Raw genomic sequence first — 15,950 nt, forward strand, 5'->3', positions numbered from 1 at the left:
GCTTCAGACCTTCCCGGCCGATGGCGCGAGGTTGCGATCGATCACCTCGATCACCGCGGGGAAGTAGCGGCCGCTGAAGCCGTTGGCCGCCGTTGCGGCGTAATAACGCTGGGCCAGTTCGGTGACCTGTGCGACGACGCCCGTCTGCCCCGCGAGTTCCAGCACGTAGGAGATGTCCTTGAGCACGTACTCGGGCGGAAACGACTTCTCGGGGAACTGGCGCGGCAACATGGCCTTGCGACCATGGTTGCGCAGGACGAAGCTGTCGCCCGACCCCTTCGAGACCGCATCGAGCAGCGTCTCGGACTTCACGCCCGCACGCTCGCCCAGCACCATCATCTCCGCCAGCGCCACGGTGTTCTCGAACACCAGCGCGTTGTTGATCAGCTTGACCACCTGGCCGCAGCCCACGTCACCGCACAAGGTCACATCCGAGCCGATGTAGCGCAGCAACGGTTCGATCCGCTCGAAGAGCGGTGCCGCTGCGCCCACCATGATGCTCAGTTCGCCGCGCTGTGCCGCCTCGCGCGTGCGCGCCACCGGAGCGTCGGCAAACTGAACGTCGCGCTGTGCGAGCCGCTGCGCGACGCCGCGCGCCGTGGCCACAGTGGTGGTGCTCAGGTCGACGATCACCTGCGGGCGGCGCGCGCCTGCCGTGAGGCCTTCCTCGCCGAGGCACACGGCCTCCACCGCGGGGCCGCCCGGCAGTGACAGGAAGGCGATGTCCGCACGTGCCGCCAGTTCGGCCAGGCTCCCCACCCGGCGCGCCTTGGTACCCTGCACCGCCTCGAATGCGGCATCGCTCGTGTCGAACGCCAGGACCTCACCCGCGTGCTTGAGTGCCATGTTGCGGCACATCGCGCCGCCCATCACCCCCAGACCCACGAAGCCGATTGCCGGTACGGTTTGCTCTGTCATGGCTTGTCCTTTGCGACTTCAGTCCATCCACATGCCGCCGCTGATGTCCAGCGACGTGCCGGTGATCCAGTTGGAGGCCGGCGAGCACAGGAACAGCGCAGCTTGCGCAATGTCCTCTGCATTGCCATAGCGGCCCAGCGGAACGGTTGCGTTGGCCGAAGGCGCCACGTTGCCGGTGACGTTCGCCCACATCGCGGTCTCCACCGGGCCCGGGGCCAGCGTGTTGGCGTACACGCCATGCGCAGCGCCTGCTTTGGCGATCCAGCGCATCATCCCGTGCACGGCTGCCTTGGATGCCACGTAGGCCGGGCCGGAGGCGACCCCACCGTTCTTTGCCGCAATCGAGCCCGCCGCGAGAATCTTGCCGTAGCCACGCTCGCACATGAGCGGGAACAGCTTGCGGGCCGGATTGACGACACCCCGCACGTTGACCTGCATGATGGCGTCCCACTCTTCATCGCTGCTGTCGCCCAGCGGGGTGCGAGCGATGATGCCGGCGCACAGCACCAGGATGTCGACCTTTCCGTGCTCGGCGATCACGGCATCGATCACCTGGTCCGTGGCGGTGCGCGACGTCACGTCATAGCGGCGGTACTGAATGCCCGATCCGAGGTCTTCCTTCTCGGCCCGATCGGTGGCGACCACGAGCGCCCCCGCGGCCTTGAAGGCACTGGCGATCGCGCGGCCCATGCCACCTGCTCCGCCCGTGATCAGTGCGACCTGGCCTTCCAGGCTTGCGGGACCGCTCAAATGCTGTGCCATATTGCTCTGTCTCCTGTGATGTCGTGCTTGAAATAGGTGGCGATTCAACGAAAGACTGCGGTCGCGGACATGGCCAATTCGCCATCGGGCCCACGCGCCCACAGGGCGAGTGTTCCGGCTCCAGACTGTCGCCCTTCGAGGCGGAAGGTCCTCGAGACGAACAGCGGGTTGACGCCGCGGAAGTCGAACCGTCCCAGCGATCTTCCGCCGCCCCTTGCCACCGCCAACTGCTGCAGCAACGTCGCGGTCAACGGGCCATGCACGACCAGGTCGGGATAGCCTTCTTCCTCGCGTGCATAGGTCTGGTCGTAGTGGATGCGATGGCCATTGAAGGTCAGCGCCGAATAGCGGAAGAGCAGTGTGGTGTCCGGGACGATCTCCTGCCCCCATTCGGCCTCGACCTCATAGCGCTCGGGCCTCGGTGCTGCGCTGCCAGGCGGCGTCGCCTCGCGGTAGACGATGTCCTGCTCCTCGACCATGCAGGCCTGGCCCTCGCAGACCGTGGTGTGCTCGACGGTCACGAACCACAGCGAGCCGCGCTTGCCGACCTTGTTCTCGACCTTCTGGATACGGCTCTTCCTGGTTGCGAGCGCATCGATCGGAAGATCGGCCAGGTAGCGAATCCGGCTGCCCGCCCACATGCGACGCGGAAGTTCGATCGGCGGCAGGAATCCTCCGCGCCGCGGATGGCCATCGACACCCAACCCACGGCGCGGCGCCGCGGGATTGAAGAACATCCATTGCCAACCCGCAGGCAGTGTTTCGCCGGGACGCGGGGCGCGCTCGAGGTCAAGCGTCGCTGCCATCGCGTCGACTGCGCTGGCGAGAATGCGCTCGGTGCGCTCCTCTTCGCGGTCGATCCAATCCTCGTAGGAAACCGTCAATTGGCGCTCCTCAAGAGATCTTGGCGTCGAACACCGCGACCGGATACGGCCGGAAGTCGCGCACGAGCTTGAAGCTGCCGTCGGGCGCGGCTTCGATGATGGCCTCCTGGCGGGCCCCTCGATGGTCGCCGGGCTTGAAAGTGACCTTGCGCGCGCCGCCGACGGTCTGATCCGCCATCGTCTCCATCACGTCGACCAGATTCGCACGCGTGAGCGGCTTGCCGCTGGCAAGAAGTGCCTTGAACCCCTTGATGAACAGGGCCGCATTGCTCCAGCCGTTGAGGCCGAAGACGCCGACGGGATCGGACGGGTAGTACTTCGCCACGTTGTCCCGATAGGCCTTGATATCAGGGTCGTCGGCCGTTACGGGCATGAGCCACGACGAGAAGTACACACCGTCGAGCAGGTTGCCGGCGAGCTTGCGCGTGGTCGGGTCGGCCGTGAAGAACGGCGCCATCCATTTGCCCTGGTAACCGACACGGTCCGCAGCCTTCAGCGCCGCGGCAAGATTGGCGTTGGAGCCGAAGAGGACCACCACGTCGGCCTTGGAATTGGCGAGGCGCCGGATGTGCGGCGTGAAATCGGTATTGCGCACCTCGAAGGGGATCGACTCGGCGGCCTCCTTCTTCACGGTCTCGAGATGCAGATCGAAGCCGCGCTTGGCCGAGCGACCCAACTCGTCGTTTTCCCACAGCAGCGCCACGCGACTGGCCTTGAGGTCCGTGAGCGCATAGTCCACATTGGCCGCGGCCGACCAGCCATAGTCCGGCAGCAGGGGAAAGACCAGGCGCTCCGAGAACAGGGCCGTGGCGCCGCCGATGGGGCCGATCATCGGCAGGCCGACCTCCTTGGCATACGGAATCACCGCCACCGATTGGGCGGTTCCCACGGGCGCCGCCAGCGCGAAGATCTTGTTCTCCTCGACCAACCGCCTTGCGACGGCCACGCTGCGGGCGGGTTCGTAGCCATCGTCATAGGTCACAAAGTTGACCTTCCAGCCGTCCAGTGCGTTGGTCTCGTTCGCCCACTTGAAACACGCCTCCGCGGCGTGCGTGAGGATGGCGTAGAAGGGCACCGGTCCCGTGATCGGCGTGAAGGCGCCGACCGTCACTGTCTTGGTCGCGAGGTCGATGCCAGGGGAAGCTTGCTGAGCCTGGGCCCAGTGGGGCAGCGCCACCGAGGCCGCCATCGCACCCGTCGAGAGGAATGTCCTTCTGCGCATGAATGTCTCCTGTTCTGAAAGAAAGAGTCGACCTTGCGAAATCGCTCAAGAATGCATTCTATAAGTATCGAGTCATGCCATCTTCTTAGGGTTTTCCTTGGTAAAACTCGATAAATGCGCCGGCCTGTCGACATATAAAATGCATTCTTCAGGAGTCGACGCATGAAACAACCTCCCCTCGCCGGCAAGCGGGTCATCGAACTCGGCACCATGCTGGCCGCCCCCTTCGCCACCCACATCCTTTCCCAGTTGGGCGCCGAAGTGATCAAGGTGGAGCCGCCTGCGGGCGATCCCACGCGCGCCCTGGTGCGCGGCGGCCCCAGCGGCACCTTCATCGCCTACAGTCACGGCAAGAAGAGCGTCTGCATCGATCTGTCGAAGCCCGACGGCCAGTCGGCGCTCAAACAGCTGCTGGCAGGCGCCGACGCGCTGGTCCACAACCTGGCCCCGCGCGCCGCGCGCAAGCTCGGTGTCACCCGGCAAGCGTGTGCGGACATCAACCCGGCACTGATCTACTGTCACATCCGCGGCTACGCCAACGGGCCGCAGGGCGACGATCTGGCCTCCAATCCCGTCGCGGAGGCCGCCACCGGCGTGATGGATGCGAATCGGATCAACGGCCGGCCCAGCCGCCTCGGCCCTTCGTACCACGACCAGTTCGCCGGCGCCTATGCGGTGATCGGCATCCTGGCGTCGATGCTTGGGTCGGCCAAGGATGCGAGCGCGGGACATATCGAAGTGGGCCTCTACGAAACCGGCCTGCATGTCGCCTCCAGGGATCTGGTGGGCGTGCAACTCAAGACCCAGTTGCTGGGGCGCCCTGAACGCGAGCCCCATGGCGAGTTCAGCATGCCGGGCTACGGCGCCTACTGCACGGCGGACGAACGCTGGATCTACCTGCTCATGCTCACAGACGGGCACTGGCTGAAGTTCTGCGAGGCCATGCAGCTGCCCCAGGCGGGCGACCCGTCGTTAGCCACGCTGCGCCTGCGGAAAAAGGCGCGCGAGCAGGTCGAAGAGATCGTCAAGAGGGCCATCTCAGCCCACCACTTCGACGACGTTGCAAAGCGACTCAAGGCAGCAGGCGTTGGTTGCACCGAAGTGCTGCCACTCGAGCGCGTCCTCGAAGCCCCCCAGGCCCATGAACCTGGCACGCTGCGGTCGCTGCGCTTCCGCGGACTGGACTTCGAGGCACCCGAATTTCCCCGCCTGCATGCGGACGTCGCCGAGATCCCGACCCGGCCCCCTGCCGAACTGGGCGAGCACACGTCCGAGGTCTTGAAGGCCGCTGGCATCTCGGGCGCGCAGTACGACGCCTTGCTGGCCTCCGGCGCGGTGATGTCCGCAAGGCCGGGCTCATTCGGCTGGACCCCGGTGCGCGAGGCAGCCTGAGGCTCGGCCGAGATGTCGCGCTCGCGCAGGCTTCGAATCCTGGAGGCGTCATGAATGCCCCGGACACCGGGCGCAAGGTCGTCCACCACCGGCAGATCGACCTCCGGTTCTTCTCCCGCCCGGACGGGCTCTACGAGGTCGAGGGAGCGCTTCTCGACCGGAAGACGCATGCGTTTCGACGACAACTCGCCGACGAAGAGCTTCCCGCCGGCGAGCCCCTGCATGACATCGTCGTGAACCTGGTCGTCGATGAGCATCTCCGAATCCACCAGGCAACCGCCCGCATGCAGGCCACGCCATTCGATGTCTGCCGGCGCGCGGAGACCACCCTCCAGCCGCTGATCGGCCTGACCATGAGCGGCGGCTGGAACAGGCGCGTGCGCGAACTGCTGGGTCGCAAGGCCTCATGCACGCACATCGTGGAACTGCTCGGCCCGATGGCCACCGCAGCCTACCAGGGGCTGGCACCGCTTCGCCTGGCCCGCATCAACGATCCCGTCAACGAGACGCAACGTCAGGCCAAGGTCGACAGCTGCCTGGCCTATGCGGCCGAAGGTCCCGTGGTCGCCCTGCTCTGGCCGCATCTGCATCGACCCACCCAGCGACCGGGGGCATGACACTGCACCGGTCACCTGCCCGAAACAGGAGACACTCGTGGACAACATGAACGTGAAACGCAGGCAAGCACTGATCGCCGCGCTGGCAACGCTCGCTGCGACCAGCCTTCCCGCCCGAGCGGCATCATTTCCGGACCGATCGATCCGGTTGCTTGTCGGATTTCCGCCAGCTGGCGGCGCCGACCTGGTCGCTCGACTGGTCGGCCAGTACCTTGGCCAGGCACTGGGTGCCAATGTGGTGGTTGAAAACAAGGCCGGAGCGAACGGAACCATCGCAGCCGCCGAGGTGGCGCGATCGCAGCCAGACGGCCACACCCTGCTTCTAGGGGTGACGGCCAGCCAGTCGATCAGCCCGGTGCTGATGGCCAAGCCGCCGTACGACCCAATGCGCGATTTCACGCCGATCAGTATGGTCGGACTGACGCCGCTGGTTCTGGTCATCAACCCCAAGCTGCCCGCAAGAACGGTGCAGGAATTCATCGCGTACACCAAGGCCAGCAACGAGCCGATCCTGTTCGGCTCGGCCGGCATCGGCAACATCACCCACATGGCGGCTGAACTGTTTGTACAGACCACAGGGGCGAACCTGCGGCACATCCCCTACAAAGGAAGCAGTCAGGTCATCACGGATCTGATCGGCGGCCAGGTGCAGGCGTACTTCGACACCCTGCCCTCCTCGCTGCCATTCATCCAAAGTGGGCAACTGCGCGGCCTCGCCGTCACCGGCGCCAACCGCGCGAGCGTCGCACCCGATTTGGCGACGATGCGGGAAGCCGGCCTCGCCGACTACAGCCCGACCACATGGTTCGGCGTATTCGCGCCTGCCCGCCTGGACAGCACGATCACGAACCAGATCCATGCGGCATTGGTTCAGGGGCTTGGCAGCGAGGAGGCACGAAAGGCCATGACTTCTCGAGGGGTCGATCCGGTCGTTAACACGCCATCGGAATTCCGAGCCGAACTCGAAGCGGACTTGTCGCGCTGGCGCACGGTGACGCGCAAGGCCGGGATTGCCCTCGAATGAACGTGCTCACGGTGTCGACAAGCGCGAAGAAACGCAGGGATTGAGCTGACTGGTCAGCACTCGCCCTTCTTGGCGTGGCCCGGCGGGCAGTGGTAGCGATTGCCTTCGTGGTGATGATGGTCTCGGTCGTAGTGCTCGCGGGCCTCCCAATCGTGTCGGCTCCAATAGCGACGCCCATCGTAGTAGCGCTCGCCATACCAGCCGGGCACAACCACCACCTGAGCAGGCGGAGGCACGTACACCGGTCGCGGGGCAACGTACACGGGCGGCGGTGCGACGTAGACCGGCGCAGGCGTCCCCACATTGATGTCGATGTTGACCGCGTGTGCGACGCCGGTCAGGCCGAGCAAGGCGCATGCAACTGGTACGAAATAGGAATACTTTTTCATTGTTGTCCGTGATGAAGTGAGGGCCGCGATCTTCACCAACGCGTCGACGACCTCGCGGTTGACCGGTGCCAAAGGTCGCTGAGCGAATCGATCAATTGAATGCGACCTGGTTGCCAACAGCACGCCGCTGGCAACCTTGATCTCCCGATACGTGATCCTCCGCAGTGCGTTTTGGTGGCGCCATTTTCGATTTGCAGTAGCGCGGACGCAATGTCGCGACCATGGATACAAGGTGCTGTTTCGCACGCACAAGCGAACTCGCGCAACGGCTGCAGGCCGCGCGCCGCGATCTGAGGTACGCTCGCCGCGACCCAGGCCGAGACCGCCGTCCTGTTCGAGCTGATCGCCGAGGCGGCGCACCTCGCGGAGTTCAGTCCGCGTCGACCGCCGCGAGCATCGTGCCGCGGCAGTTCGTAGCGCCGCAATGGCAGGGATAGTCCGAGGGCGGTGAGCCGTCGTCCGCTGTCAGGCAGTAGTCGATGAACAGTTCGTCTCCCGCCTCCACGGACATGATCGTCTGAAACTTCAGCAGCAACCGTCCTGCGTCGTCGTACTCTTCGATCGCTTCGCAATTCGGGTCACAGGAGTGATTCAGGTGGCGAGTGCCATTGCCGCCCTTGGCGCCGTCGATGGTCTCGTGATTCGACAATCCGAACAGGTAAGTCAACTGGTCGTCCCAGGCCCTGGCCGCAACTTCCTGTTGCGAGTAGCGCCGGCCTTCATACAGGCCCAGCAATGCGAAAGCGGGCATGGTCCGCGTCGCGAAGGCGCCGAGGCCGTGGACACCGCTGGGCGCCACGCGGATGCAGGGGGTCGAAGATGTGTGCTTGTGAAGCTTTGCCATGCGGGTGGAAATTGTAGGTGGCGCTCGCATTGCTCGACCAACGGACGCAGTGACCAAGCGACGACCACGGTTGCTCCTTGCGTTCGGCGAGCGGAGCGGGCGGGAGCAACGCCCGACATCACTCGCCGATCTCCGGATTCAAGGTCTGATGCGACGAGGTTCGTTGACTGAGAAAGAACGGAGCGCTTTCTGCGTGAACGACAGCAATCGAAGTCTCGAGCTGACGCAACTGCCCATGAGCGCAAGCGAGTCGCCGACTTGGAAGCTCGTGCGACCACACTCGCGTCGGGCGACCGGACGACGCACATGCCGCGCCGACCCCTTTGCGCGCCGAAACGATGACTGGCGAACAGCGCGGACTACTGAAGGTGAGCAGCCTTACTGCGGCTGCAAGTTGATGCTCTTGGCGATGACTCGGAATTTGGCGGTCTCGCTGACCAGCAATTCGTCGGCCTCCGCCTGCGCATTGATGGGCGCGATCTCCGAGCCGGTGGCAGCGAGTTGTTTGCGCGCTTCGGGGTCGCGCATCGCTTCGGCGATGGCCTTGTGGATCGCCTTCACCACATCGTCGGGCGTTCCCTTCTTCACCATGAGGCCAGCCCACGTGCGGTGGCTGAAGGTCGGCAGTTGTTTGCCTTCGCCGAAAGCCGACACATCTTTGTCGAGCGGGCTGCGTGTTTCGCTGACCCAGCCGATCATCTTCATGCGCCCGGTGTCCGCCAAGCCGCGGAAGCTCGTTGCATACGGCAGGATAGCGAAGTCCACATTGTTGCCACCCATGTCCTGGATCAACGGCGCCATGCCCTTGTACGGCACATGCGTCACGGTCATCCCCGTCTGCGCCGCCATGGCTTCGGTGAGCATGTGATACATCGAGCCGATGCCGACGCTGCCGTAGTTGAGCGGCGCGGCGCCGGGCTTCCTGCCCAACGCGACCAGTTCGTCGATCGTGTTGGCGGGGAGATCCTTTCGTGCCACAACCATCAGAGGGTTGATGGTGAGCTGCGTGACGAGCCGGAAGTCCTCGGCGCGAAGCTTGACCGCGGAATTGGCCAGCGGAGCGAGGATGACCTCGGTGGGCGAGCCAAGGAACAGCATGTAGCCATCGGCCGGCGCGCTCAGCACCTTTTGCGCAGCCAGCGCGCCGCTGACGCCACCCAGGTTGTCGACGATTACCTGCTGGCCCAGGGCCTTTGTCAGCGGCGCAGCGAGCGCGCGCGCAATCGAGTCCGACAGTCCGCCCGCCGGGTACGGGACCAGGAGCGTCACCGTCTTCGACGGATACGGGTCGGCCGCAGACGCAGTGCCCGCACCCAGGGCGAGGCAGAGAGGCAAAAGGGAAAGGGCGAGCCGGCGAGTGGTCTTCATGGGGTTGTACTCATAGGTCACGGGTGAAAAAAGCCTTCGTCAGGGCCACCCAGAACGTGGCGCCGGTGGCAAGGCAACGGTCATTGAAATCGAAGTGCGGGTTGTGCACGCTGCAGGGCCCGCAGGCTGTGCCCTCTGCATGACCGTTGTCGCCGTTGCCGATCATCAGGTAGCAGCCTGGGCGCTTCTGCAGCATGTAGGCGAAGTCCTCGCTCGCGCACAAGGGCGTGGCGTCGCCAGTGACTTGCGCGTTGCCGAACAGATCGCGCGCCACGTCGGCCGCGAAAAGCGTTTCCCGCTCGCTGTTCACAAGCACGGGGTATCCGCGCTCGTAATCGATTTCGCACTCGCAGTCGAAGCTGGTGGCCTGGCCATGCGCAATCTCGCCGATGCGTCGCTCCAGCATGTCGCGCACGTCGGGCCGCAGCGCGCGCACGCTGAGCTCAAGCTCCGATGTTTCGGGAATGACGTTGTAGGTCTGTCCCGCCTGGAGGCGCCCCACGGTGACCACTGCGGCATCCTGCGGGTCGACATTGCGCCCGACGATGCTTTGCAGCGCCAGCACCGTGGCAGCGGCAGGGAGTGATGGATCGATCGCGCGATGCGGCATGGCACCATGGCCGCCACGACCCCGAAAGCGGATGCGTGCCTTGTCAGATGAGGCCAAGAAGGGCCCGGGCCGAAAGAAGAGTTGCCGTGCAGGCTGGTCTGGGTGGTTGTGCATCGCAAACACCGCGTCGCAAGGAAAGCGCTCGAACAGGCCTTCCTCAAGCATGCGCCTGGCACCACCATCGCCGCCGAGTTCCTCGGCCGGCTGAAAGATGAGGTGCAAGGTACCGCCCCATGCTGCACCTTCGCGGCGCATACGCGCCAGCGCCTGTGCCGCGCCGAGCAACATCGCGGTGTGGCCGTCGTGGCCGCATGCGTGCATCTTTCCCGGCAACTCGCTGGCCCAGGGCAAGCCGGTGTTCTCGTGGATGGACAGTGCGTCCATTTCGGCGCGCAGGCCCAGCCTGCGTTCGCCCGGGCCGAAGGAGAGCTTCCCCACCAGTCCGGTGCCGGCAACGCCGGTTGTCACCTCATAACCCCAATCGCGCAGGCATTGCGCCACCAGCGCGCCGGTGCGCAGCTCCTCGAAGCCCAGTTCAGGATGGCGATGCATGGCGCGACGCCATTCGGTCATCGCGTTCACTTCATCGTCATTCAGCAGGATGGCGCTTGTCATGGAAACGCATCGTAGGAACGCGGATGGCAAACGTCCAATGCATAGATTTTTCTCTTATGATGATTTTTAGTCAGATATCGCCGATGACCCGGATGACCCTCGTACAACTGAAACATTTCATAGCCCTCGCCGAATCCGGCTCGTTCAGCAAGGCCGGCGAATTGCTGCATCTGACACAGCCGGCACTGAGCCGCAGCATCCGCGCGCTGGAAGACGAACTCGAACTTCCACTGTTCGACCGCGTGGGCCGCCGCAGCGAACTCACCCCGTTCGGTCGCGAGGTGCTGTCGCGCGCACAGGATCTGGTGCTGGAGGCCGGCGACCTGCGCGAAAGCGGCCGCCTGATGAGCGCCGGCCAGGCTGGCACGATGCGCGTCGGAATGGCGTCCGGCCCGGGCGCCATTCTGATGACGCCGCTGTTGATGCACATCGCCACGCACTATCCGAAGCTGCGTGTGAAAGTGGCGCGCAGCGGCACCGAGTTGCTGCTGCAGGCGCTGCGCGAGCGCACGCTGGATGCCGTGGTGCTCGAAGCCCGTTCACTGCGTCCGGCGACAGATCTGCAGACCACCCTTCTGCGCGACATGCGCGGCGCCTTCATGTGCCGCAAGGGACACCCGCTGGCGCGCAAACTCGGCGGCGTCGACTTCGAGACGTTGAGCCGCTACCCGATCGCGTCCACCCCGTTGGGCGACGAGATCTCGCGCGAGTTGATGGAACGCTATGGGCCCGACGCGCACCCCTCGAAATGCGTCTCGCTGGAGTGCGAGGAGTTGCCCAGCCTGGTCGACGTCGTGCGCCGCAGCGATGCCGTGCTGCTGGCGATCCGCGCCTCGGCACCGGACCTGGTCGAAGTCAAGATGCAGCCCCCGCTCGACGCCGCCGCGCGCTTTGGCCTGATCACCTTGCGCCGGCGGTCGGAACCACCCGCGCTGCCTATCTTGCGGCAGTTGATGGACGAATTGATGCGCGATTGAGGCATGGCCGCACGGGCCAATGTCTGCAGAAAACTCATGCTGATCCAAGAAATTATGCATTAGACGTTGCGCACTACGCTCCCTAGAGTCCGCAGCGATGGTTGGCCAAGGATTGCAAATCGACCTTGGCGACCTTCGCTTCAACCAACAACTAGAGGAGTTAGTTCGCATGCTCATGCCGAGAAGAAATGCCCTGGCCATCTGCATCGCCGCGTCGATCGCAGCGCTCGTCACCATCCCGGGTTGCGGGGGTGGAAGCGACGGCTCCGCGACGCTGCCGCTGGACGCCGCGGATGCGGTCTACACCAACGCCAAGGTGGTGACGGTCGACGACAAGAACTCTGTCACCGAGGCCTTTGCGGTGAAGGACGGGCGTTTCGTGGCAGTCGGCGCAAACACCGAGATCCTCAGCCGCGTCGGACCGGCAACCAAGGTCGTCAACCTGGGTGGCCGAACTGTGCTGCCTGGCCTCGTCGACGGCCATATCCATGACGCTGGCGGCGGTCCCAACATCGACCTGTCGAAGACGCGTTCGATTGCAGAGTTGCTCGACGCCATCCGCAGCGCAGTGGCCGCGGCCCCGGCGGGGAAACTGCTGGAAACCAACCCCGACTGGTACCACGCGCAACTCGACGAGCGCCGCATGCCAACCTTGGCAGAACTCGACAGCGTGGCACCCAACAACCCGCTGGTGGTGCATCGCGGCGGCCTCACGTCGATTCTGAACTCTGTCGCGCTGGCGAAGTTCAACATCACCGCGTCGACGCCCCAGCCGACCGGCGGGATCATCGACAAGGACATCAACGGCAACCTCACCGGCGTGCTGATCAATGCCGCGCAGAACTTGGTGACGCTGCCGCCGGCACCGGCCTTCGATGCCGCCGCACTCCAGATATGGCAGGCCAAGCTCAATGCGCTGGGCGTGACCAGCGTGCGTGTTCCGGGTTCCTTTACCGGCTCCGACGTTCCGACCGTGCACGGCCTGATCCGGCAACTGCAAAGAGATGGCAAGTTGAACCTGCGCTTCCAGTTGCTGCTCGACTCGCGCGTCGACACCGCTGCAAAGGCGCAGGCCATTCGCACCGCGGCCAACCTGCCGCCGGGTTCAGGCGACGATTGGGCCCGAATTTGGGGCGTCAAGACTTACATCGACGGCGGCTTCGAAGGCGGCTTCATGACGCAGCCCTATGCAGAGCCGTATGGCAAGGGCGGCACCTACTCCGGACTGCCGCTCGTCACTGCGCAGGAGCACAAGGATGTGGTGAGCGAATGGGCGGCGAACAACTACCGCGTTGCAGTTCATGTCGTGGGGGACGCTGCGCTGGATCTAGTGCTGGGTGTGTGGGAACAACTCGACCGGGCCAAGCCGGGTGCAGTGAAAGACTGGACCATCGAGCACGCCTTCGTTGTGCGGCCCGACCAGTACGCCCGCATGCGCGCGCTCGGGGTGAAGCTGTCGGTGCAGACGCACCTGTACTACGCAGCGCCGGTGATTGCCCAGCAGTGGGGCCGCTCGCGGGCTGAGCAGGTCACGCCGGTCAAGACCTTCATGGACGAGGGCTTCACGCTCACCGGCGGATCCGACTCGCCGCTGGTGTTGAATCCCTTCGTCTCGATGTACCACTTCATCACGCGTGACACCATCAACGACGGCGTTTACGGCGCCAATCAGCGCGTCGACCGCGTCGCAGTCCTGCGCATGTTCACCATCAACTTCGCGAAGCTGAACAACGAAGCCGCCAGCAAGGGCTCCATCGAAGCCGGCAAGCTGGCCGACTTCGTTGCGCTCAAGAGCGACTTCATGACGGTGCCCGAAGCCGAGATCAAGAATGTCCGCGTCGCGGCCACCTATGTTGACGGACGCGAAGTCTACAAGGCCGCTGACGTCCAGTTCGGCTCGACGCCATGACCTTCAGGCGGCCGTTGCTCGCGCTGGCTTGTGTGGCCGTCTCCCTCGCCGCCCTGGCGGCGTGGGACCAGGGGGACAAGGCCTGTGCCATGGAAGCGAAGTCGATCAAGATCGACTTCGAGACCCGGACTCTGGGTCTGTTGCTGGGCGAGGAGCGCACGGTGCATTCCACGGTGACACCGGAACGCTGCCGTGACGCGATCCGGCTGTCGGTGCGAAGCGGGGCTCTGCCTCCTGGCATGCATCTCGGTCCGGGCGGGCACGTGTCGGGCACGCCGACCGCCGAAGGGACCTACCGCTTCGAATTGGCCGTCGACGGCGTGGGGGGTCAGCCGATTCGCGCAGGCATACGAGTCCCGGTCAGCGGCGATGTGACGCTCATCGTCGCTCGCTTCCTTCCTGACGAAGAATGAGTGGCGGAAAGAAGCTCTAGGCAGTCGGCAGGATGTGCGCCTTGAAGGTCTCGCGCAGACGGTTCTTGAGCATCTTCCCGGTCGCGCCGAGCGGGATCGCGTCGACGAAGACAACGTCGTCCGGCGTCCACCACTTGGCGATCTTTCCTTCATAGAAGGCCAGCAGCTCTTCGCGGCTGAGCGGCTGGTTCGGCTTCTTCACAACCACCAGCAGCGGTCGCTCGTCCCATTTGGGGTGATGCGCCGCGATGCAGGCCGCCATCGCCACTTGCGGGTGCGCCATCGCGATGTTTTCGAGGTCGATGGACCCGATCCACTCGCCCCCGGACTTGATGACGTCCTTGCTGCGGTCGGTGATCTGCATGAAGCCGTCTGCATCGATGGTGGCGACGTCGCCCGTCGGGAACCAGCCCTGGCCGTCCGAATGCACCAGCGGCGAGTCGCCCTCGCCCCTGAAATACTGCGAGACGATCCACGGCCCGCGCACCAGCAGGTCGCCGCTGGCCTTGCCGTCCCACGGCAGCTCGCCGCCGTCTTCGCCGACGATCTTCATGTCGACGCCGAAGAGCGCGTGCCCCTGCTTGGCCTGCACAGCGTAGCGCTCCTCCTGGGAAAGCCACTGGTGCCGGGGCTTGAAGCTGCACACCGTTCCGAGCGGGCTCATTTCGGTCATGCCCCATGCGTGCAGCACTTCCACCCCATAGATCTCCTGGAACGTGCGGATCATCGCGGGCGGACAGGCCGAGCCGCCGATGATCGTGCGGCGCATCGTGCGAAATGCGAGGTCGTGCGCCTCGACGTGCGCCAGCAGGCCCTGCCACACGGTCGGCACGCCGGCGGACAGCGTGACGCCCTCGGCCTCGAAGAGTTCGTGCAGCGACTTGCCGTCCAGACCCGGTCCGGGGAACACCAGCTTGGCGCCGACCATGCAGGCGACGTAGGGAAGGCCCCATGCATTGACGTGGAACATCGGCACCACCGGCAGGATCACATCGCTCGACGAGCAGTTCAGCGCATCAGGCAAGGCAGCGGCAAAGGTGTGCAGCATCGTCGAGCGATGGCTGTAGAGCACGCCCTTGGGGTTGCCCGTGGTGCCCGAGGTGTAGCACAGCGACGAGGCAGTGTTCTCGTCGAGATCGGGCCATTCGAAGTGCTCGCTGCCCTGTTCCACCAAGTCCTCGTAGCACAACAGGCCCGGCACGGTGCTCTGGGCCGGCATGTGCGCGCGATCGGTCAAGGCGACGAAATGGCGGAGCGTCTTCACGCGCGAGGCGATGGCCTCGACGAGCGGCAGGAACGTGAGGTCGAAGAACAGCACCTGGTCTTCGGCATGGTCCGCGATCCACACCACCTGGTCCGCGTGCAGGCGCGGGTTCAGCGTGTGCAGCACGGCACCTGACCCCGAGACCGCGTAGTACAGCTCCATGTGGCGATGGCCATTCCACGCGAGCGTCGCCACGCGCTGGGACTGCGTCACACCGAGCGACGCGAGTGCATTGGCCATGCGCCGCGAGCGTGCCGCCAGTTCGCGGAAGGTGTAGCGATGGATGTCGCCCTCGACGCGGCGCGACACGATTTCCTGTTCGCCATGGTGACGCTCGGCGTGCACCAGCAGCGACGAGATCAGCAGCGACTGCTGCATCATGAGTCCGTTCATTGTTCTTCTTTCCTTGTCAAGCCGGCACTGCGGCAAATGCCAGGCCCGGTTGCTTGAAATGCCTGTCGTTCAACAGGAAGTGCGACAGCGCGGGGATGAGCACGAGCGCCCCCACCATGTTCCAGACGAACATGAAGGTCAGAAGGATGCCCATGTCGGCCTGGAACTTGATGGGCGAGAAGGCCCAGGTGATGACCCCGGCGGCGAGCGTGACGCCAACGAGCGCGACGACACGGCCGGTGAACATCACCGCATCGCCGTAGGCGCGGGCCAAGGTCAGGCCCCGGCGCTGGCCTGCGAGTTGCACCGACAGCAGGTACAACGCGTAGTCCACGCCGATGCCCACGCC

General features: G+C 64.9%; 16 protein-coding genes. 6 read left to right on the forward strand and 10 right to left on the reverse strand.

Annotated features, from left to right (window positions below; all coding sequences use genetic code 11):
• Positions 1 to 3: 3 nt before the first annotated feature.
• Genes AC1DN9_RS28510 through AC1DN9_RS28525 form a run of 4 tightly spaced genes read right to left on the reverse strand, consistent with a single transcriptional unit; the run spans position 4 to position 3,786 of the window.
• Entirely contained in the window at positions 4 to 918 is a 915-nt protein-coding gene (locus AC1DN9_RS28510) for an NAD(P)-dependent oxidoreductase (RefSeq protein ID WP_478105602.1), read from the reverse strand.
• A gap of 18 nt (positions 919 to 936) precedes the next feature.
• Positions 937 to 1,680 carry an SDR family NAD(P)-dependent oxidoreductase gene (locus tag AC1DN9_RS28515; protein ID WP_478105604.1) on the reverse strand — a complete coding sequence of 248 codons (744 nt, stop codon included), beginning with the start codon at positions 1,678 to 1,680 and terminating at the stop codon, positions 937 to 939.
• Between the two features lie 44 nt (positions 1,681 to 1,724).
• Positions 1,725 to 2,564 (reverse strand): HTD2 family dehydratase, encoded by an 840-nt coding sequence (locus tag AC1DN9_RS28520; protein ID WP_478105606.1) that lies wholly within the window; start codon positions 2,562 to 2,564, stop codon positions 1,725 to 1,727.
• A gap of 10 nt (positions 2,565 to 2,574) precedes the next feature.
• Positions 2,575 to 3,786, reverse strand: coding sequence for an ABC transporter substrate-binding protein (locus AC1DN9_RS28525; RefSeq protein WP_478105608.1), 1,212 nt, complete (start codon positions 3,784 to 3,786; stop codon positions 2,575 to 2,577).
• Between the two features lie 162 nt (positions 3,787 to 3,948).
• Between AC1DN9_RS28525 and AC1DN9_RS28530 the strand changes: the two genes are divergently transcribed.
• The 3 genes from AC1DN9_RS28530 to AC1DN9_RS28540 are packed head-to-tail and all read left to right on the forward strand — an operon-like array spanning position 3,949 to position 6,819.
• Complete coding sequence (locus AC1DN9_RS28530) at positions 3,949 to 5,178, forward strand: CaiB/BaiF CoA transferase family protein (RefSeq protein ID WP_478105610.1); 1,230 nt, start codon at positions 3,949 to 3,951, stop codon at positions 5,176 to 5,178.
• A gap of 50 nt (positions 5,179 to 5,228) precedes the next feature.
• Entirely contained in the window at positions 5,229 to 5,795 is a 567-nt protein-coding gene (locus AC1DN9_RS28535) for a DUF2889 domain-containing protein (RefSeq protein ID WP_478105612.1), read from the forward strand.
• A gap of 46 nt (positions 5,796 to 5,841) precedes the next feature.
• A complete protein-coding gene (locus AC1DN9_RS28540) occupies positions 5,842 to 6,819 on the forward strand; it encodes a Bug family tripartite tricarboxylate transporter substrate binding protein (RefSeq protein WP_478105634.1) in 978 nt (325 codons plus the stop codon).
• Between the two features lie 53 nt (positions 6,820 to 6,872).
• Here the strand turns inward: AC1DN9_RS28540 and AC1DN9_RS28545 are convergent, their stop codons facing one another.
• The 4 genes from AC1DN9_RS28545 to AC1DN9_RS28560 all read right to left on the reverse strand — a co-directional run bounded on the left by AC1DN9_RS28545 (position 6,873) and on the right by AC1DN9_RS28560 (position 10,645).
• Positions 6,873 to 7,208 carry a hypothetical protein gene (locus tag AC1DN9_RS28545; RefSeq protein WP_478105614.1) on the reverse strand — a complete coding sequence of 112 codons (336 nt, stop codon included), beginning with the start codon at positions 7,206 to 7,208 and terminating at the stop codon, positions 6,873 to 6,875.
• A 370-nt stretch (positions 7,209 to 7,578) separates the two neighbouring features.
• Positions 7,579 to 8,052: an SET domain-containing protein gene (locus AC1DN9_RS28550; protein WP_478105616.1), complete on the reverse strand. Its 474-nt coding sequence runs from the start codon at positions 8,050 to 8,052 to the stop codon at positions 7,579 to 7,581.
• Positions 8,053 to 8,430: 378 nt separating this feature from the next.
• The gene (locus tag AC1DN9_RS28555; protein ID WP_478105618.1) at positions 8,431 to 9,420 is read right to left on the reverse strand and encodes a Bug family tripartite tricarboxylate transporter substrate binding protein; all 990 of its coding nucleotides are present in this window, start codon (positions 9,418 to 9,420) and stop codon (positions 8,431 to 8,433) included.
• A gap of 10 nt (positions 9,421 to 9,430) precedes the next feature.
• Positions 9,431 to 10,645, reverse strand: a complete 1,215-nt coding sequence (locus AC1DN9_RS28560; RefSeq protein WP_478105620.1) for a M20 aminoacylase family protein — start codon at positions 10,643 to 10,645, stop codon at positions 9,431 to 9,433.
• Between the two features lie 92 nt (positions 10,646 to 10,737).
• Here AC1DN9_RS28560 and AC1DN9_RS28565 point away from each other — a divergent pair, with 92 nt between their 5' ends.
• The 3 genes from AC1DN9_RS28565 to AC1DN9_RS28575 all read left to right on the forward strand — a co-directional run bounded on the left by AC1DN9_RS28565 (position 10,738) and on the right by AC1DN9_RS28575 (position 13,944).
• The gene (locus AC1DN9_RS28565) at positions 10,738 to 11,622 is read left to right on the forward strand and encodes a LysR family transcriptional regulator (protein WP_478105622.1); all 885 of its coding nucleotides are present in this window, start codon (positions 10,738 to 10,740) and stop codon (positions 11,620 to 11,622) included.
• A 169-nt stretch (positions 11,623 to 11,791) separates the two neighbouring features.
• Positions 11,792 to 13,531, forward strand: a complete 1,740-nt coding sequence (locus AC1DN9_RS28570) for an amidohydrolase (protein ID WP_478105624.1) — start codon at positions 11,792 to 11,794, stop codon at positions 13,529 to 13,531.
• Positions 13,528 to 13,944 (forward strand): putative Ig domain-containing protein, encoded by a 417-nt coding sequence (locus tag AC1DN9_RS28575; RefSeq protein ID WP_478105626.1) that lies wholly within the window; start codon positions 13,528 to 13,530, stop codon positions 13,942 to 13,944. Before AC1DN9_RS28570 ends, AC1DN9_RS28575 begins: the two co-directional genes overlap by 4 nt.
• A 16-nt stretch (positions 13,945 to 13,960) precedes the next feature.
• Here the strand turns inward: AC1DN9_RS28575 and AC1DN9_RS28580 are convergent, their stop codons facing one another.
• Positions 13,961 to 15,601, reverse strand: a complete 1,641-nt coding sequence (locus AC1DN9_RS28580) for a 3-(methylthio)propionyl-CoA ligase (RefSeq protein ID WP_478105628.1) — start codon at positions 15,599 to 15,601, stop codon at positions 13,961 to 13,963.
• Positions 15,602 to 15,617: 16 nt separating this feature from the next.
• The coding region (locus AC1DN9_RS28585) for an MMPL family transporter (RefSeq protein ID WP_478105630.1) at positions 15,618 to 15,950 on the reverse strand (333 nt) is incomplete at its 5' end.

This window comes from Variovorax sp. 05L425 (genome assembly GCF_056397705.1).